The sequence below is a fragment of the Noviherbaspirillum autotrophicum genome, from assembly GCF_000818395.1.
In the GTDB taxonomy this organism is placed as follows: Bacteria; Pseudomonadota; Gammaproteobacteria; order Burkholderiales; family Burkholderiaceae_D; genus Noviherbaspirillum; species Noviherbaspirillum autotrophicum.
The window spans coordinates 3,792,004-3,806,263 of sequence record NZ_JWJG01000028.1 but is presented as its reverse complement, the minus strand read 5'-3'; the positions used below and the strand labels follow the sequence as shown (position 1 = coordinate 3,806,263).

The 14,260-nt window shown below is 62.8% G+C and carries 11 protein-coding genes and 1 pseudogene; 6 read left to right on the top strand and 6 right to left on the bottom strand.

The window, feature by feature from the left end:
• Positions 1-26: 26 nt before the first annotated feature.
• Positions 27-1,739 (bottom strand): alpha-glucan family phosphorylase, encoded by a 1,713-nt coding sequence (gene glgP / locus TSA66_RS18935; protein WP_040041098.1) that lies wholly within the window; start codon positions 1,737-1,739, stop codon positions 27-29.
• 263 nt (positions 1,740-2,002) lie between these two features.
• Between glgP and TSA66_RS18930 the strand changes: the two genes are divergently transcribed.
• Positions 2,003-5,260: a DUF748 domain-containing protein gene (locus TSA66_RS18930; protein WP_040041097.1), complete on the top strand. Its 3,258-nt coding sequence runs from the start codon at positions 2,003-2,005 to the stop codon at positions 5,258-5,260.
• Positions 5,261-5,362: 102 nt separating this feature from the next.
• Here the strand turns inward: TSA66_RS18930 and TSA66_RS27105 are convergent, their stop codons facing one another.
• On the bottom strand, positions 5,363-5,683 hold the full coding sequence (locus TSA66_RS27105) for a hypothetical protein (RefSeq protein WP_157691728.1): 321 nt from the start codon (positions 5,681-5,683) through the stop codon (positions 5,363-5,365).
• Between TSA66_RS27105 and TSA66_RS18920 the strand changes: the two genes are divergently transcribed.
• On the top strand, positions 5,661-7,271 hold the full coding sequence (locus TSA66_RS18920) for a right-handed parallel beta-helix repeat-containing protein (RefSeq protein ID WP_040041095.1): 1,611 nt from the start codon (positions 5,661-5,663) through the stop codon (positions 7,269-7,271). The genes TSA66_RS27105 and TSA66_RS18920 overlap by 23 nt on opposite strands.
• A 63-nt stretch (positions 7,272-7,334) precedes the next feature.
• Here TSA66_RS18920 and TSA66_RS18915 read toward each other — a convergent pair whose 3' ends face one another.
• Together TSA66_RS18915 and TSA66_RS18910 are read right to left on the bottom strand one after the other, a co-directional pair.
• Positions 7,335-9,059: a methyl-accepting chemotaxis protein gene (locus tag TSA66_RS18915; RefSeq protein ID WP_084199733.1), complete on the bottom strand. Its 1,725-nt coding sequence runs from the start codon at positions 9,057-9,059 to the stop codon at positions 7,335-7,337.
• A 327-nt stretch (positions 9,060-9,386) separates the two neighbouring features.
• Complete coding sequence (locus tag TSA66_RS18910) at positions 9,387-10,280, bottom strand: LysR family transcriptional regulator (RefSeq protein WP_040041094.1); 894 nt, start codon at positions 10,278-10,280, stop codon at positions 9,387-9,389.
• A 145-nt stretch (positions 10,281-10,425) separates the two neighbouring features.
• On the opposite strand from TSA66_RS18910, the gene TSA66_RS18905 reads away from it, so the two are divergent.
• The 4 genes and pseudogenes from TSA66_RS18905 to TSA66_RS18890 all read left to right on the top strand — a co-directional run bounded on the left by TSA66_RS18905 (position 10,426) and on the right by TSA66_RS18890 (position 13,440).
• The gene (locus tag TSA66_RS18905) at positions 10,426-11,409 is read left to right on the top strand and encodes an aldo/keto reductase (RefSeq protein WP_040041093.1); all 984 of its coding nucleotides are present in this window, start codon (positions 10,426-10,428) and stop codon (positions 11,407-11,409) included.
• Between the two features lie 22 nt (positions 11,410-11,431).
• A pseudogene (locus TSA66_RS18900) lies at positions 11,432-12,177 on the top strand (SDR family oxidoreductase).
• A gap of 13 nt (positions 12,178-12,190) precedes the next feature.
• The gene (locus TSA66_RS18895) at positions 12,191-12,616 is read left to right on the top strand and encodes a (R)-mandelonitrile lyase (protein ID WP_040041092.1); all 426 of its coding nucleotides are present in this window, start codon (positions 12,191-12,193) and stop codon (positions 12,614-12,616) included.
• Positions 12,613-13,440 carry an SDR family oxidoreductase gene (locus TSA66_RS18890; RefSeq protein WP_040041091.1) on the top strand — a complete coding sequence of 276 codons (828 nt, stop codon included), beginning with the start codon at positions 12,613-12,615 and terminating at the stop codon, positions 13,438-13,440. The genes TSA66_RS18895 and TSA66_RS18890 overlap by 4 nt, the downstream gene beginning before the upstream one ends.
• A gap of 119 nt (positions 13,441-13,559) precedes the next feature.
• Here TSA66_RS18890 and TSA66_RS18885 read toward each other — a convergent pair whose 3' ends face one another.
• Together TSA66_RS18885 and TSA66_RS18880 are read right to left on the bottom strand one after the other, a co-directional pair.
• On the bottom strand, positions 13,560-13,847 hold the full coding sequence (locus TSA66_RS18885; RefSeq protein WP_040042764.1) for a KTSC domain-containing protein: 288 nt from the start codon (positions 13,845-13,847) through the stop codon (positions 13,560-13,562).
• Between the two features lie 110 nt (positions 13,848-13,957).
• Positions 13,958-14,233: a DUF2164 domain-containing protein gene (locus TSA66_RS18880; RefSeq protein WP_040042763.1), complete on the bottom strand. Its 276-nt coding sequence runs from the start codon at positions 14,231-14,233 to the stop codon at positions 13,958-13,960.
• Between the last annotated feature and the right edge of the window lie 27 nt (positions 14,234-14,260).

The following is a 14,260-nucleotide window of genomic DNA, read 5'->3' as shown; positions in this document are numbered from 1 at the left end:
TTTCCGGCGCGTCGCATGTCCTCATTTCATAGAGCGTGCCGTAGGTACGCCTCGGCGGCATAGCGGCGCATCATGCGCTGCGAGTTGAACAGCACCGCGTTGTGCCCGATCACGCCTTTCATCAGCTTGAGCCAACCTGCCCGGTCGCCATAGAACAGCGGAAGCACTTCCCCTTCCAGCTTTTCGTACAACATTTCGCCGTGGGCGGGCGCCGCATCGCTGGCCGAGCCGATGCCCCATCCGGTGACGCCCTCGATGCAGCCTTCGAGCCACCAGCCATCCAGCACCGACAGGCTGGGCACGCCATTGAAGGCGGCCTTCATGCCGCTGGTGCCCGATGCTTCGAGCGGCGGCAGCGGGGTGTTGAGCCAGACGTCGGCGCCGGCCACCATCAGGCGCGCGATATCCATCGTGTAGTCGGGAATGAATGCCGCCTGCACGTCAGGGCGCAGCGCCTCGATGTGGCGGTGCAGCGCCTCGATCAGGCACTTGCCCTCGGTATCGTGCGGGTGCGCCTTGCCGGCGATGAGGATTTGCAGCGGATGGCCGCGCGCAATGCGCCGCAGGCGATCCAGATCGCCAAACAGCAGATCGGGCCGCTTGTAACCGGTCATGCGGCGCGCAAAGCACAGTGTAAAAACTTCCTCGCGCAGCGCCAGCCCGCAGCGACGCCGCACAAAGTCAAATAGCGCAGCGCGGGCCGCCGCATGCGCCTGCCACAACTCGTCATCATCAACGACGTCGATATGGCTGAGCGTCTCGGGCTCGTGGCACCAATGCGGAAAGTGCCGGCTGTACAAAGCACGGAAGCTCGGGCTGGTCCAGGTATGCAGATGCGCGCCGTTGCTGATCGCATGCACCCGGTAACCGGGGAACATGCGGCGCGACTGTTCCGCATGGCTGCGCGCCACACCGTTCACGTATTCGGACAAGTTGAGCGCCAGCCGGGTCATGTTCAGATGCTGCTCGCCCCCCAGTTCGCGCAGCAGGGCCAGGTCGGCCCATGGACCAAGCACGCGCGCAACCAGCTCGTATGAAAATTTGTCATGCCCGGCATCGACCGGCGTATGGGTGGTGAAGGCGCACAGCGAGCGCACTTCATCGACGTTATAGAGAGACGTGTGCGCATGGAGCGCGGGCCGCTGCGTCCCGCGCGTGCGGCGCAGCAAGGCCAGACACAACAGCGCCGCGTGTCCTTCGTTCAGATGGTAGCACTGGATGCGAAAGCCGAGCGCGCGCAGCATACGCATGCCGCCGATGCCGAGCACGGTCTCCTGCTTGAGCCGGTATTGCGGATCGCCGCCGTACAGCTTGTCGGTGATGCGACGGTCATCCTCGGCGTTTTCGGGCAGATTGGTATCGAGCAGAAGCACCGGAACGCTGCCGCCCGCGCCGGCATCGATCTCGTACAGCCAGCTCATGATCCAGACATCGCGCCCCTCGATGGCAAGCGCGATCTTGGCCGGCAACGCAACGGCGCGCGCCGCCGGGTCCCAGCAGGCATCATGCTCGATCTGGCGGCCGCCGGCATCGATCTCTTGCGTAAAGTAACCGGCGCGACTGCACAGCGTGACTGCAACCATCGGCAACTCTAGGTCCGCCGCCGTGCGCATGCTGTCGCCGGCCAGCACGCCCAGCCCGCCGCTGTAGGTCGGAATATCCGACTCCAGGGCGATTTCCATTGAAAAATAGGCGATACGCGACACGTGCAGGAATTCGTCGAGGACGGAAGGGTTCATCTGGTTTCTTTCGGCTTGGCGTCTACATGGAAAGCGGCGCGAGCACGGCAAGTGAAGCCCGCAGCCGTGCTCGGTCTCATCCAATCTAGGTTTCCACGCCAATGCAATCTTGATACGGCTCAATCTGACTGCCATGTTCAACAGGGGCTATTCACGCGCCGCAACGAAGGTCGGGCCAAACAGCTTCCATTCGGTAAATATTCCCACCCGCGCCACTGGTAAAATTTCACTCTTCCATGTCCTGTCGCTCACCTCAATCTCTCATGTCCAATGCCCCGTCACAGCGACTCCATTCCATCCTGCACAACACCGCGGTTCGACGGTCTTTCGTGGCGCTGGTCGCCTTGCTGCTTCTGTACAGCCTCGTCGGCTTCGTCGTGCTGCCGATCGTCATCAAGTCGCAGTCCGAAACGCTGTTTGCGGAAAAGCTCCATCGGCGCGGCAGCTTCGGCGATGTCAAGGTCAACCCGTTTACCCTGGACATGACCATCCGCGACTTCAAGCTGATGGAGCCGGAGGGCGACGTCGCTTTCGCCTCGTTCGACATACTCGAGGTCAACCTGGCGGCCGAATCCTTGTTTCGCCTGGCGCCGGTGATACAGCAAGTCCGACTGGACAAGCCTTATGTGCATCTGGTGCGCAGCGCCCCTTACCGCTACAACATCGACGACCTGATCGAACTGGCTACCAGCCAGCCTCCTTCGCAGCAACCCGCGCGCTTTTCCGTCAACAATATCCGCATCGACAACGGCCGCGTCGACTTCCAGGACCGGCCGGGCAAGTCCTCCCATGCCGTGACCGACCTGTCGCTGGGCATCCCCTTCATCTCGTCGCTGCCGTCGCAGGTCAACATCTTCGTCGAGCCGCTGCTGCGCATGCAGGTCGACGGCTCGCCGCTGGAACTCAAGGGCAAGGCGCGCCCCTTCGCCGAGGCCAGGGATGCCGTGGTGGAGCTCAACCTCGACGATCTGGACCTGACCCGCTATGTTGAGTACCTGCCGTTCGCATTTGGTGCGACGCTGCGCAGCGCCCGGCTCGACACCCGCCTGAGCGCGAGCTTCCAGCAGCCGAAGGATGGCGCGCCGGTGCTTCTGCTGGCCGGCAGCGCCGCGCTCAAGTCGGCGCAGCTCGTCGAGAAAAACGGCGCCCCCCTCCTCAAGCTGCCGGAACTGGCCGTCACTCTGGGCAGCACCAATGTGTTCAGCGGCCCTGTCGTCTTGACGAAAGTGACATTGAACGGCCTGGAAGCGGATCTGACGCGCGGACGCGACGGCCAGCTCAACCTGCAGCGCCTGCTGCCGGCGCCGGCGTCCAAGCCGGCCGCCAAGCCAGCTTCGCCATCGGCACCGCTGCGCATCGCGCTCGACGAACTGGAAATCCGCAACGGCGCCGTGCGCTATGCGGACGATGCCGGCGCGCGCCCGATGCGTGCCGGTGTCGAGAAATTCGCGCTGAAGCTGCAAAAGCTTGCCGTCGACACCGGCAAGAAGACGGTCAGCATTGGCGACGCCGTGTCGAACAATGCCGCGCTGTTCCTGCACCAGGGCAAGCCCGGCGCAGCGGCGTCCGGCGCAACCGCACCTGCCACGAACAAACCGCAGGTGCCCGCCGCCAAGGATAGCGGCCCGGCCTATGCGGTAAGCGTCGGCCGGCTGCGCATCGACAACTGGTCGGCGCGGCTGGAAGACCAGAACGCGCCGCAGCCGATCGTGACGACGATCGCGCCGCTGAGTATCTCCGTGCAAGACGCCTCGACCGCCGGCACCTCGCCGGCGCGCGTGGCGCTCAAGGCGACAGTCAACAAGAGCGGCCGTCTGGCGGCCGACGGCAGCCTCGGCCTTGCGCCGTTCCACACCGACCTGATGCTCGACCTGAGCGGCGTCGATATCCTTCCGCTGCAACCGCTGGTCGAGGACAGGATCAATCTGCGCGTCACCCGCGCCAGCCTGTCCTCGAAAGGCAAGCTGCAGCTCGATACGGCGCAGGACGGCAGCTTGAAAGGCGGCTTCAAGGGCGACGCCAGCCTGACCAACCTGGCGACCGTGGACGAAATCAGCGGCAACGATTTCCTGCGCTGGAAATCGCTGTCCGCCAACGGCATGGACGTGCGGCTTGCGCCGTTCGCGCTGGCCGTGGACAACCTCGCGCTGGCAGATTTCTTCGCCCGCATCATCATCGATCCGTCCGGGCGCATCAACCTGCAGGACATCGCGCGCGGCGACGCAAACGAGCGCAGGAGCTTGACCGAGGCAGGCACCGCGCGCGCCGCCGCCAAGCAGGCCGGTACCACCACCGACTCAAAGGGCGAATCAAAACATGACATGCCCCCGATCAGTATTCGCAAGCTCACTTTCGAGGGCGGCCGGGTACGCTTCTCCGACAACTTCATCAAGCCCAATTACTCGGCCAGCCTCACCAATCTCGGCGGCGTGGTGGCCGGCCTGTCCTCCGATCCGTCGGCCAGCGCGGGGGTGGACCTGCACGGCGAAGTCAACCGCGCGCCGCTGTCGATCGTCGGACGCATCCACCCGCTGCGCAAGGACCTGCTGCTGGACTTGCAGGCCAATGTGCGCGGCATGGAGCTGGCCGACCTGTCGCCCTACGCCGACCGCTACATTGGGTATGGCATCGAGAAGGGCAAGCTGTCCTTCGAGGTCGCCTACCATGTCGAAAACCGCCAGCTCAACGCGGCCAACCGCCTCATCCTCGACCAGCTCACCCTGAGCGAGCGCAGCGCCAGTTCCGCCGCGACCAAGCTGCCGGTCAAGCTGGCGATCGCACTACTGCAGGACAGCAACGGTGTCATCGACGTCAACGTGCCAGTCGACGGATCGCTCGACGATCCCCATTTCTCGGTCGGCGGCATCGTCCTCAAGGTGATCGGCAATGCCGTCCTCAAGGCAGTCAGCAAGCCATTTGCCTTGCTCGGCTCGATGTTTGGCGGCGGCACCGAACTGTCGTCCCTGCCGTTCGAGCCAGGGCGCGCCGTGATCCGGCCATCGGCCGAACCCGCGCTCAATACGCTGGCCAAGGCGCTTGCCGCCCGCCCTGCGCTGAAGCTGGAAATCACCGGCTGGGCCGACCAGGTCGCGGACCACGAAGGATTGAAACGCGCCGCCATCGACCGCAAGATGCGCGCCATCAAGCAAAAGGACCTGCAGGCAAAAGGACAGTTTGCTGAACTGTCCAGCATCACCGTCACGCCCGACGAATACCCTGGCCTGCTCGCCCGCGTCTACAAGGATGAAAAGTTTCCGAAGCCGCGCAATGTGATCGGCCTGCAAAAAGCCTTGCCGGCGGCGGAAATGGAAAACCTGATCAAGGAGAACACCCCGATCGACGAGGATGACTTGAATTTCCTTGCGAACCGGCGCGCGCAGGCCGTCAAGGACTGGCTGCTCAAGTTCGGCAAGATCCCCGGCGAGCGTATCTTCATCCTCGCTTCCAAGTCCGGGCAGCAGGAAGCGAAGACGGGCGGGAACCCGGCCCCACTGAGCAAGGTGGATTTTTCGTTAAGGTAGCCGCGCCCATCCCCTTCCGCCCCGCGCCGACGGCCGTGTTGCATGGCTGTCATGCATTGTGCCTGTTTTGTCGGCGTAACCTGTTACTTAACGTCACATTTGTTACGCCAAGGCAAGCCCTTTAACGCCGGGGCTTGCCAACTCGGCATTGCCGCATGTCAAGTGACGATGGTGAAATGGAGCCTTCTTCAATTGCCTGACTGCTTCCGTGTTTCGGGAAGCAGCCTCCAGACTCATGATCAGCTCTTCCCCTTTCCTCCGCCCGGCCGTTCCCCTCGTCTTGTGCACGTCGTTTGTCATCGGCATGGCAGGCTGCGGCGGATCTTCCGGCTCCCCTGCGGCATCCTCCGCCTCAGCGACGAGCGCGTCGGTGGCGGCCGACAGCACGGCCCCCGCCGCAGTGCAAGCATCGACCGCGGCCATCGCGGCGCCTGACCTGACGCAGCCGGCGCTGCCGCTGCCCGCCAATATCGCCAATGGCAGCGTGGTGCAACTGCAGTGCGGCCGGACCTATTCCGGTACGCTGGATCTGGCCGGCAAGTCGAACGTGACCGTCAAGACTGAAGGCAGCTGCGGCAAGGCCGCCATCATGCCTGGACAAGCTGTCAGCGGATGGAGCCAGTACCAGGGCAACATCTATTCGGCGCCCATCGCCTTCGACGCCGCACAGGTGCTGGTCGATGGGCAGCCGCTGGCGCGGGCGCACTGGCCGTCGCGTGCGCAAACCTGGGCCAGGGCCAGCAGCACCAGCAGCAGCGCGCTCACCTATCCGATGCCGAACGGCGACCTGGCCGGCGCGACCCTGCTGTTCCGTCCCAACGACTGGGCGGTCGAGGCGCGCACCATCACCGGCTATTCGGGAGGTACGATGAGCCTGGCCGCTACGGGCAAGGTCTCGTTTGACGGCTACGACCTGTCCGGACAGCCGGACTTTTATGTGGAAGGCAAGCTGTGGATGCTCGACGAGCCCGGCGAGTGGGCCGTGTCCGGCGGCCGGCTGTACGTCTGGACGGCGGATGGCAAGTCTCCGGAAGGACGGGTCGTGGCGTCGCCCGACCGGGATGGCATCGACGCACGCAACGCGCAGGGCATCACGGTCGACGGCGTGCGCATTTATGCCGCCGCCAACGGCATCAATGCGCTCGACGCCAAGAACCTGCGCGTGACGGCCACCGATATCGCCAACTCCTCCGAAAACGGCATTCTCAATTCCGGCGGCTCGGGGCTGTATGTCGACGGCGCCAGCATCAGAAACTCGCGGCATGACGCGATTGCCGTCAAGTGGGGCGGCGGCGGAGAGACGGTGCGCAATTCGACGATCGATGCGTCCGGCGTGACCGGCATGCCGACCAACGCCCATGCAGCCGTCAACCTCACCGTGGGCGTCGGCTCGACGGTCAGCAACAACACGGTCACCAACTCCGGCTATATCGGCATCCGGGCGTTCCGTAACGCCAGCGTTACGCAGAACACGGTGGACGGCGCCTGCCTGGTCCTGACCGACTGCGGCGGCATGTACTTTTACTCGGACGACGGCCAGGCGCTCAATACCGTGGTCGACGGCAATACGATTGCCCATGTCGGCGGCAGCCAGAAACTGGCATGGGCGATCGATCTGGATGCCGCCAGCGGCGTCACCGTGTCCAACAACACGATCACTGCCAGCGCCAACGGCATGCAGCTCCATAACGGCAATGGTAACACGATCAGCGGCAACCGGTTCTCGGCCAGCCACCAAGCCCACATCCAGATGGACGAGGATGGGAGCGCGCCCAGCGTGCGCAACAATGTCGTGAAAAACAATGCATTCACGTCAAAGAACGGTGAAGAGACTTATCGCATCAGCAGTACGCTGGGTGTTGATTCGGTAGCGCAGTTCGCCACCTATGCCGACAACGCCTATACCAGCACGTCTCAGACCTTCGCCAACTTCAATGGCGAGCTGCTCAACACCACGCAATGGAAGGCGCGCACGGGGCAGGATGCGTCTTCGACATTCCAGACGCAGTAGGCGCGCTCAGAGCAAGGAACGAGGTCCCGGGCGCGATGGCAGTCCATCGCGCCCGGTGCTGAATCAGAACTCTTCCCAATCGTCCGCCGCCGCTGCCGGCGGCAGCGCGCGAGTCTGGCGAACCGGCGCGGCGCTCTTTGCGGGGCGCTTCGGGGCGAGCGCCTTCAATGCCGGCTCGGCACGTGCCGGCATTGCAGACTGTACGGCAGTCGACGCCACGGATGCGGCATCATGGGCCGTCAGCTTGAACACCTGCACCGCCTGGGCCAGTTCCTCGGCCTGCTTGTGCATGGCATCCGCTGCGGCGGCCGCCTCTTCCACCAGGGCGGCGTTCTGCTGCGTCACCTGATCCATCTGGGCGATCGCCTGGTTGACGTGTTCGATACCGTTATTCTGCTCATGGCTGGCTGCGGCGATCTCGCCGATCAGGTCGGCTACCCGCGTGACACTGGTGACGACTTCCTGCATCGTCGCGCCGGCCTGATCAACCAGGCCGGTGCCGGCGTGCACCTTGTCCACGGAGTCGCCGATCAGTGCCTTGATTTCCTTGGCAGCTGACGCTGAGCGCTGCGCCAGCGTACGCACTTCGGCAGCCACGACCGCGAAGCCGCGGCCCTGTTCGCCGGCGCGCGCCGCTTCCACTGCGGCGTTGAGTGCGAGGATGTTGGTCTGGAAGGCGATGCCGTCGATCACGCCGATGATGTCGACGATCTTGCGCGACGATTCGTTGATGGCGGCCATGGTATTGACCACTTCCGCCACCACGGCGCCGCCCTTGCCGGCGACTTCCGACGCCACCACGGCCATCTGGTTGGCCTGGCGCGCATTGTCCGCGTTTTGCTTCACGGTCGAGGTCAGCTCGTCCATGGAAGAGGCGGTTTCTTCGAGCGAAGCCGCTTGCTGCTCGGTGCGGGAAGACAGGTCAAGATTGCCGGCAGCCATTTCGTTGGTGGCGGAGGTAATGGAATCGGTTCCCATGCGCACCTTGCTCACGATGCCCAGCAGGCTTTCCTGCATAGTCTTCATGGCAAACATCAGGCTGGTCCGGTCCCCCGCCTTGACCTTGACCGGCTCCGACAGGTCGCCGGCGGCAATCCTGCTCGCCACCTCGGCGGCATCCTGCGGGTCGCCGCCAACCGCCTTGTTGAGGCTTCGGATCACGAGCAGGACTGCGCCGTTCAAGAAAATGCCGACTACGGTCAGCGCAATAAACGCTTGCCAGAAGTCCCGGATCGTGGCGTCGGCCAAATCGTCGAGGTAGACGCCGGTCACGAACGACCAATCCCAGGGCTTGAAAGTCAAGACGTAGGAGCCTTTGGGAAATACCTTGGTTTGATCGGGATACCCCGGTTTCGCCCAGACATACTCGACCCACCCTTCTCCCGTGCTCTTGGCGATGGCGGCCATGTCCCTGAACAAGTAATTCCCTTGCGGGTCCTTGTATTCCGCCAGATTCGAACCATCCATTTCCGGCTTCATCGGATGCATGATCATCTTGGGTTCGGAAGAGACGATGGTCAGGTAGCCGTCCTTGCCGAAACGCACCGCTTTGATCCGTGCCAGCGCCTGCTTTTTCGCCTCCTCCACCGTCAACGTGCCGGCAGTCGCCAGCGCCTCATAATCCTTGGCGATCGACAAGCCGATTTCGGTCGCGTACTTCAACGACAACTGCCGCTCTTCCAGGCGGCGCACCTTGTTGTGATAGATATCCGCTCCCGTGATTGCCCACAGGGCAATCCAGCAAACAACAAGGGGGGCAAAAAGCTTGGTGCGAAAAGACAGCTTCATATCTCAATCTTCTGGAAAATGACCGATAGTTCAAATGGAAATCAATCCCGCCGCAACAGGAACGAAGGCTGCAACCGGCCCATCATGTGGACTTGTAACAGCTTACGCTTGTTGCCTTACGGAAAACTTGCTTTGGATCAATTTTAACCGGCCAATAACAGCATTGGCATGGACGATGTCATGAACGCCAGCTTTTGGCGGGCAGGATGGCAAGGCATCGTGGCTTTATAACCACAATCCACGCAGGGATACCCAACAATAAGCCGCAGGGGAGCTTTCAATGCCTGGAATGGGTTCAAAGAAGGAGTGGACTGTCGTTCTACAGCGTCATGCCCGGTATTTCAATGCATCGACGAGCAGCGCAAATGCCGGCGATGCCTGGCGTCGGCTCGGATAATACAGATGGTACCCGGGAAAAGCCGGGCACCATTCCTTCAATACCTGCATCAGCCGTCCGGCGGCAACATGCTCCTGCGCCATGTCTTCCGGCACGCATGCAATACCAAAACCGCCGAGCGCCGCACGGAGTATCGGCGGACTGCTGTTGAAGGTCAGCTGTCCCTCGACACGCACATTTAATTCCTGACGCCCCTTGGCGAACTCCCACGCATAGAGGCCGCCATGAGTCGGCAAGCGCAGATTGATGCAGTTATGCGCAGCCAGTTCGTGCGGCATCTTTGGCGGCGGTCGCTTCGCGAAATACGTCGGCGACGCAACGATAGCCATGCGCAAGTCGGGCGCGATGCGCACCGCGATCATGTCCTTCGCCACCTGGTCGCCAAGGCGCACGCCGGCATCGAAGCGTTCCGCGACAATATCGATCAGCGAGTAATTGATCGCGATCTCGACTTTGATGTCGGGATAATCCGGCAAGAACTTCTCGAGCCGGGGCCACAGTACCGTAGTGGCCGCATGTTCGGCCGCCGTGATGCGGATGCTGCCGGCCGGCTTGTCGCGCAATTCCGTCAGCGCCGCCAGTTCGGCTTCGATCTCGTCGAAGCGCGGTCCAACCGTCATCAACAGCCGCTCCCCCGCTTCCGTGGGCGACACGCTGCGTGTAGTCCGCGTCAGGAGCCGAATGCCGAACCGCATCTCCAGCGCGCGGATCGTCTGGCTCAGCGCCGACTGCGACACGCCGAGCCGGGCTGCCGCCCGCGTAAAGCTGCCTTCGCGCGCCACGACCATGAAGGCTTGCAAGTCGTTGAAGTTCTCCCGCGCCATTGATAAGTTCACCTTATAAGCGTTTGCGGATTGTACCGCCTAATCAATATAGCCGGCGGCGCGTACAGTACCTTTTGAGCAAGTGCCGAACTGCCCGAGCCAGGCAGCCGTCAAAATTTTTCCTTTCATCGCCAGGAGATCGATCATGCAAAAGCGCAAGCTCGGAAGCAGCGGGCCCGAGGTGTCAGCCATCGGGCTCGGCTGCATGGGACTGAGCTACGGCTACGGCCCGGCCACCGACAGGCAGGAGGCGATCAGGCTGATCCAGATGGCTTTCGAGCGCGGCGTGACCTTTTTCGACACCGCCGAAGCCTACGGCTCGTTCCTCAATGAGGAAATCGTCGGCGAAGCCCTCGCGCCGTTCCGCAACCAGGTCGTCATCGCCACCAAGTTCGGCTTTCGAAACGGCGACGTCGCCGCCGGGCTGGACAGCCGTCCGCAACGCATCCGGGATGTCGCGAATGCCGCACTCAAGCGCTTGAAAACCGATCGCATCGACCTGTTCTACCAGCATCGCGTCGATCCCGATGTGCCGATCGAGGACGTTGCCGCCACCGTCAAGGAATTGATCAAGGAGGGCAAGGTCAAGCACTTTGGCTTGTCGGAAGCCGGCGTGCAGACGATCCGCCGTGCCCACTCGGTGCAGCCGCTCACGGCGCTGCAGAGCGAGTACTCGTTGTGGTGGCGCGAGCCCGAGAAGGAGCTCCTGCCCACGCTCGACGAACTCGGCATCGGCTTCGTGCCGTTCAGTCCGCTCGGCAAGGGCTTCCTGCCCGGCGCGATCGACGAAAACACGACCTTCGACAGCACCGATTTCCGCAACACGGTGCCGCGCTTTTCGCCGGAAGCGCGCAAGGCCAACCATGCGCTGGTCGAAGTGCTTGCCAGCACTGCGTCCCGCAAGCAAGCCACGCCGGCACAGATCGCGCTTGCCTGGCTGCTGGCGCAAAAGCCGTGGATCGTACCGATTCCCGGCACCACCAAGTTGCATCGCCTCGAAGAAAACATCGGCGCGGCTGCTGTCGAACTGACAGCCGACGACCTGCGCGACATCGGCGAGGCGCTTGCGCGCATCACGATACACGGCGACCGGTATTCGGCGGAGTGGCAAAAGCTCGCCAATCGTTAACCACATTGGAAGGAATCTATCCATGAAGAACAATATTGAAGGCAAAGTCGTCGTCATTACCGGCGCCAGCAGCGGACTGGGCGCGGCGACTGCGCAGCACCTGTCCGCCCAAGGCGCAATCGTCGTGCTCGGCGCACGGCGCAAGGAGCGCATCGATGCTCTGGCCGACAAACTCGGCACGGCAGGCGGCAAGGCGATCGCCGTCGAGACCGATGTCGCGCAACGCGATCAGGTCAAGCGCCTGGTCGATACCGCCGTGCAGACCTACGGGCGCATCGACGTCATGATCAACAATGCCGGTCTGATGCCGCAGTCGCTGCTGGAGAATCTCAAGATCGACGAGTGGGATCGGATGATCGACGTAAACATCAAGGGCGTACTGTACGGTATCGCCGCGGCGCTGCCATACATGAAGCAGCAACAGGCGGGGCATATCATCAATGTCTCGTCCGTGGCGGGCCACAAGGTTGGCCCGGGCGCTGCAGTCTACTCGGCGACCAAGCACGCCGTGCTTGCTCTTTCGGAGGGGCTGCGCCAGGAGGTAAAGCCCTACAACATTCGTACGACCGTCATCTCGCCCGGCGCGGTCGCCACCGAGCTGCCCAATACGGTGACCGATCGGCTGTCGCCGAGCGGATCAACAAGCTTTATACCGAAATCGCGATTCCGGCCGATTCATTCGCTCGCGCCGTCGCATTTGCAGTCAGCCAGCCTGACGACGTGGATATCAACGAGATCCTGTTCCGGCCGACCTTGCAGGCGTACTAGAAAGGAATTCGAGATGGAAATCAAACGCAGCGGCACCCAGCCGTCGAGCAAGGGCTCTGCCGACTATTTCACCGGCGACGTGCGCATCGCCCCACTCTTCAATCCGCCCGAACCGGCGCGCGCGCTTGGCGTCAGCGTCACCTTCGAGCCGGGCGCCAGGACCGCGTGGCATACGCATCCGCTGGGCCAAGTCCTGATCGTCACCGCCGGCTGCGGCTGGACTCAGTGCTGGGGCGGGCCGGTCGAAGTGATCCGGCCGGGCGACGTGATCTGGTGCCCGCCGGGGCACAAGCATTGGCACGGCGCCACGAAGGATACGGCCATGACGCATATCGCCATCGTGGAGCAACTCGACGGCAAGGCTGTCGACTGGATGGAAAAGGTCAGCGACGAACAATATCTGGCAGGGCTGCAGGCCGATGAAAGGAAACCGCAATGAAGGACGTTATCGTCGTGATCGGGGCCGGATCGATCGGCCAGGCCATCGCGCGCCGGGTGAGCGCCGGCAAGCATGTTGTGCTGGCCGACCTGCGCGAGGAAAATGCGAATGCCGCCGCGAAGACCCTCGGGGAAGCCGGGTTCGAGGCGAGCACGGCGAAGGTTGACGTCGCCTCGCGCGCATCGGTCCATGCGCTGGTCGACACGGCCACCGCCCTTGGCCCCGTCACTGGCGTGATCCACGCGGCGGGCGTCTCCCCGACGCAGGCGTCGCCCGCCACCGTCCTGCAGGTCGACCTGTATGGCACGGCGCTCGTGCTCGAGGAATTCGGCAACGTCATTGCGCGCGGCGGCGCCGGCCTTGTGATCGCATCGCAGTCCGGACATCGCCTTCCCGCGCTGTCCCCGGAGCAGAACAAGGCCCTGACGCTGACGCCGGCCGACGAGCTGCTCGCACTGCCGATGCTGCAACCGGATCAGGTCAGCGACCCGCTGCATGCCTACCAGATGTCCAAACGCGGAAACGCGTTGCGCGTCATGGCCGAGGCAGTCCGCTGGGGCAAGAGAGGTGCCCGGATCAACACGATCAGCCCCGGCATCATTATTACTCCTCTCGCCAAGGACGAACTGGCTGGTCCGCGCGGTGCGGGATACCGGCGCATGATCGAGAAGTGCGCCGCCGGGCGCGCCGGGACGCCCGACGAGGTTGCAAACGTTGCCGCCCTGCTGATGGGCCCGGATGGCGCGTTTATCACCGGAAGCGACTTTCTGATGGATGGCGGCGTCACGGCCGCCTACTGGTATGGCGAACTCGCCCCGGCGTAATCAAGTTCGCTGCTGGAAGAAGGCACGACCATTCATAGGAGCTTGACCGCTTCGAAGCGCGGATTGCCTAGGATGTCATGAACTAACTCTGGTGCCGGGTCAATGCCGGTACACACCGCCTAAGCACCCGCATCATCATCGGCTTTGAAAAGGTCATGCAGCGCCTGGGAGGTCTGGGATTTTCCCTGAGGCCGGACGGAACCGCGACGACCTGTAAATTCTTCCTCTATGTTGTCGCGGTAGTAGCTCCAGGCCGAACCGGAGGTCGACAGTCTGCGCCACACCTCAGCCCCGACACCTGAATAATCGATCGCACTCCCATCGTCGAATTCGACCCGCAGGAGGCGTTCTCGCGGGTCATAGCCAATAGCACGCAGCTTCCCGGCATTGATCTTTTTCATCTCCATGATGACCTCCATTCGTATCGATGACTATCCGCTTCCACGGGCTTGGCGCCTATGCTTGCCATTATCTATGCTGCGGGATTGTGACCGGTTCCGCAATCCGGGCACGGAATCTACTTGCGCGGCTTAGCCTGCCGCTCATGCTTTCGCCAGTATTGGAACTCTTCTTCGTGCACTTCAATATCGAGTTCGGAAACGCGCGTCTGGAGCCGCTCCTGGGCGTCAGCCACGCCCTGGTTGTAGATGGTGGGACCGATTTCCTCAAGAAAGAAGCCGAGGAGTCCGCCGGCTGCAATGTTACCGATAGGTCCCTCCATGTTTTTTTGAAAATATTTTTGAATAGAAGCAATCGCATCCGCGCGCGCTTCTTTACTGAGTTCGATTGTCATGCCGGCCACCCGATCAGTTTGGTGTGA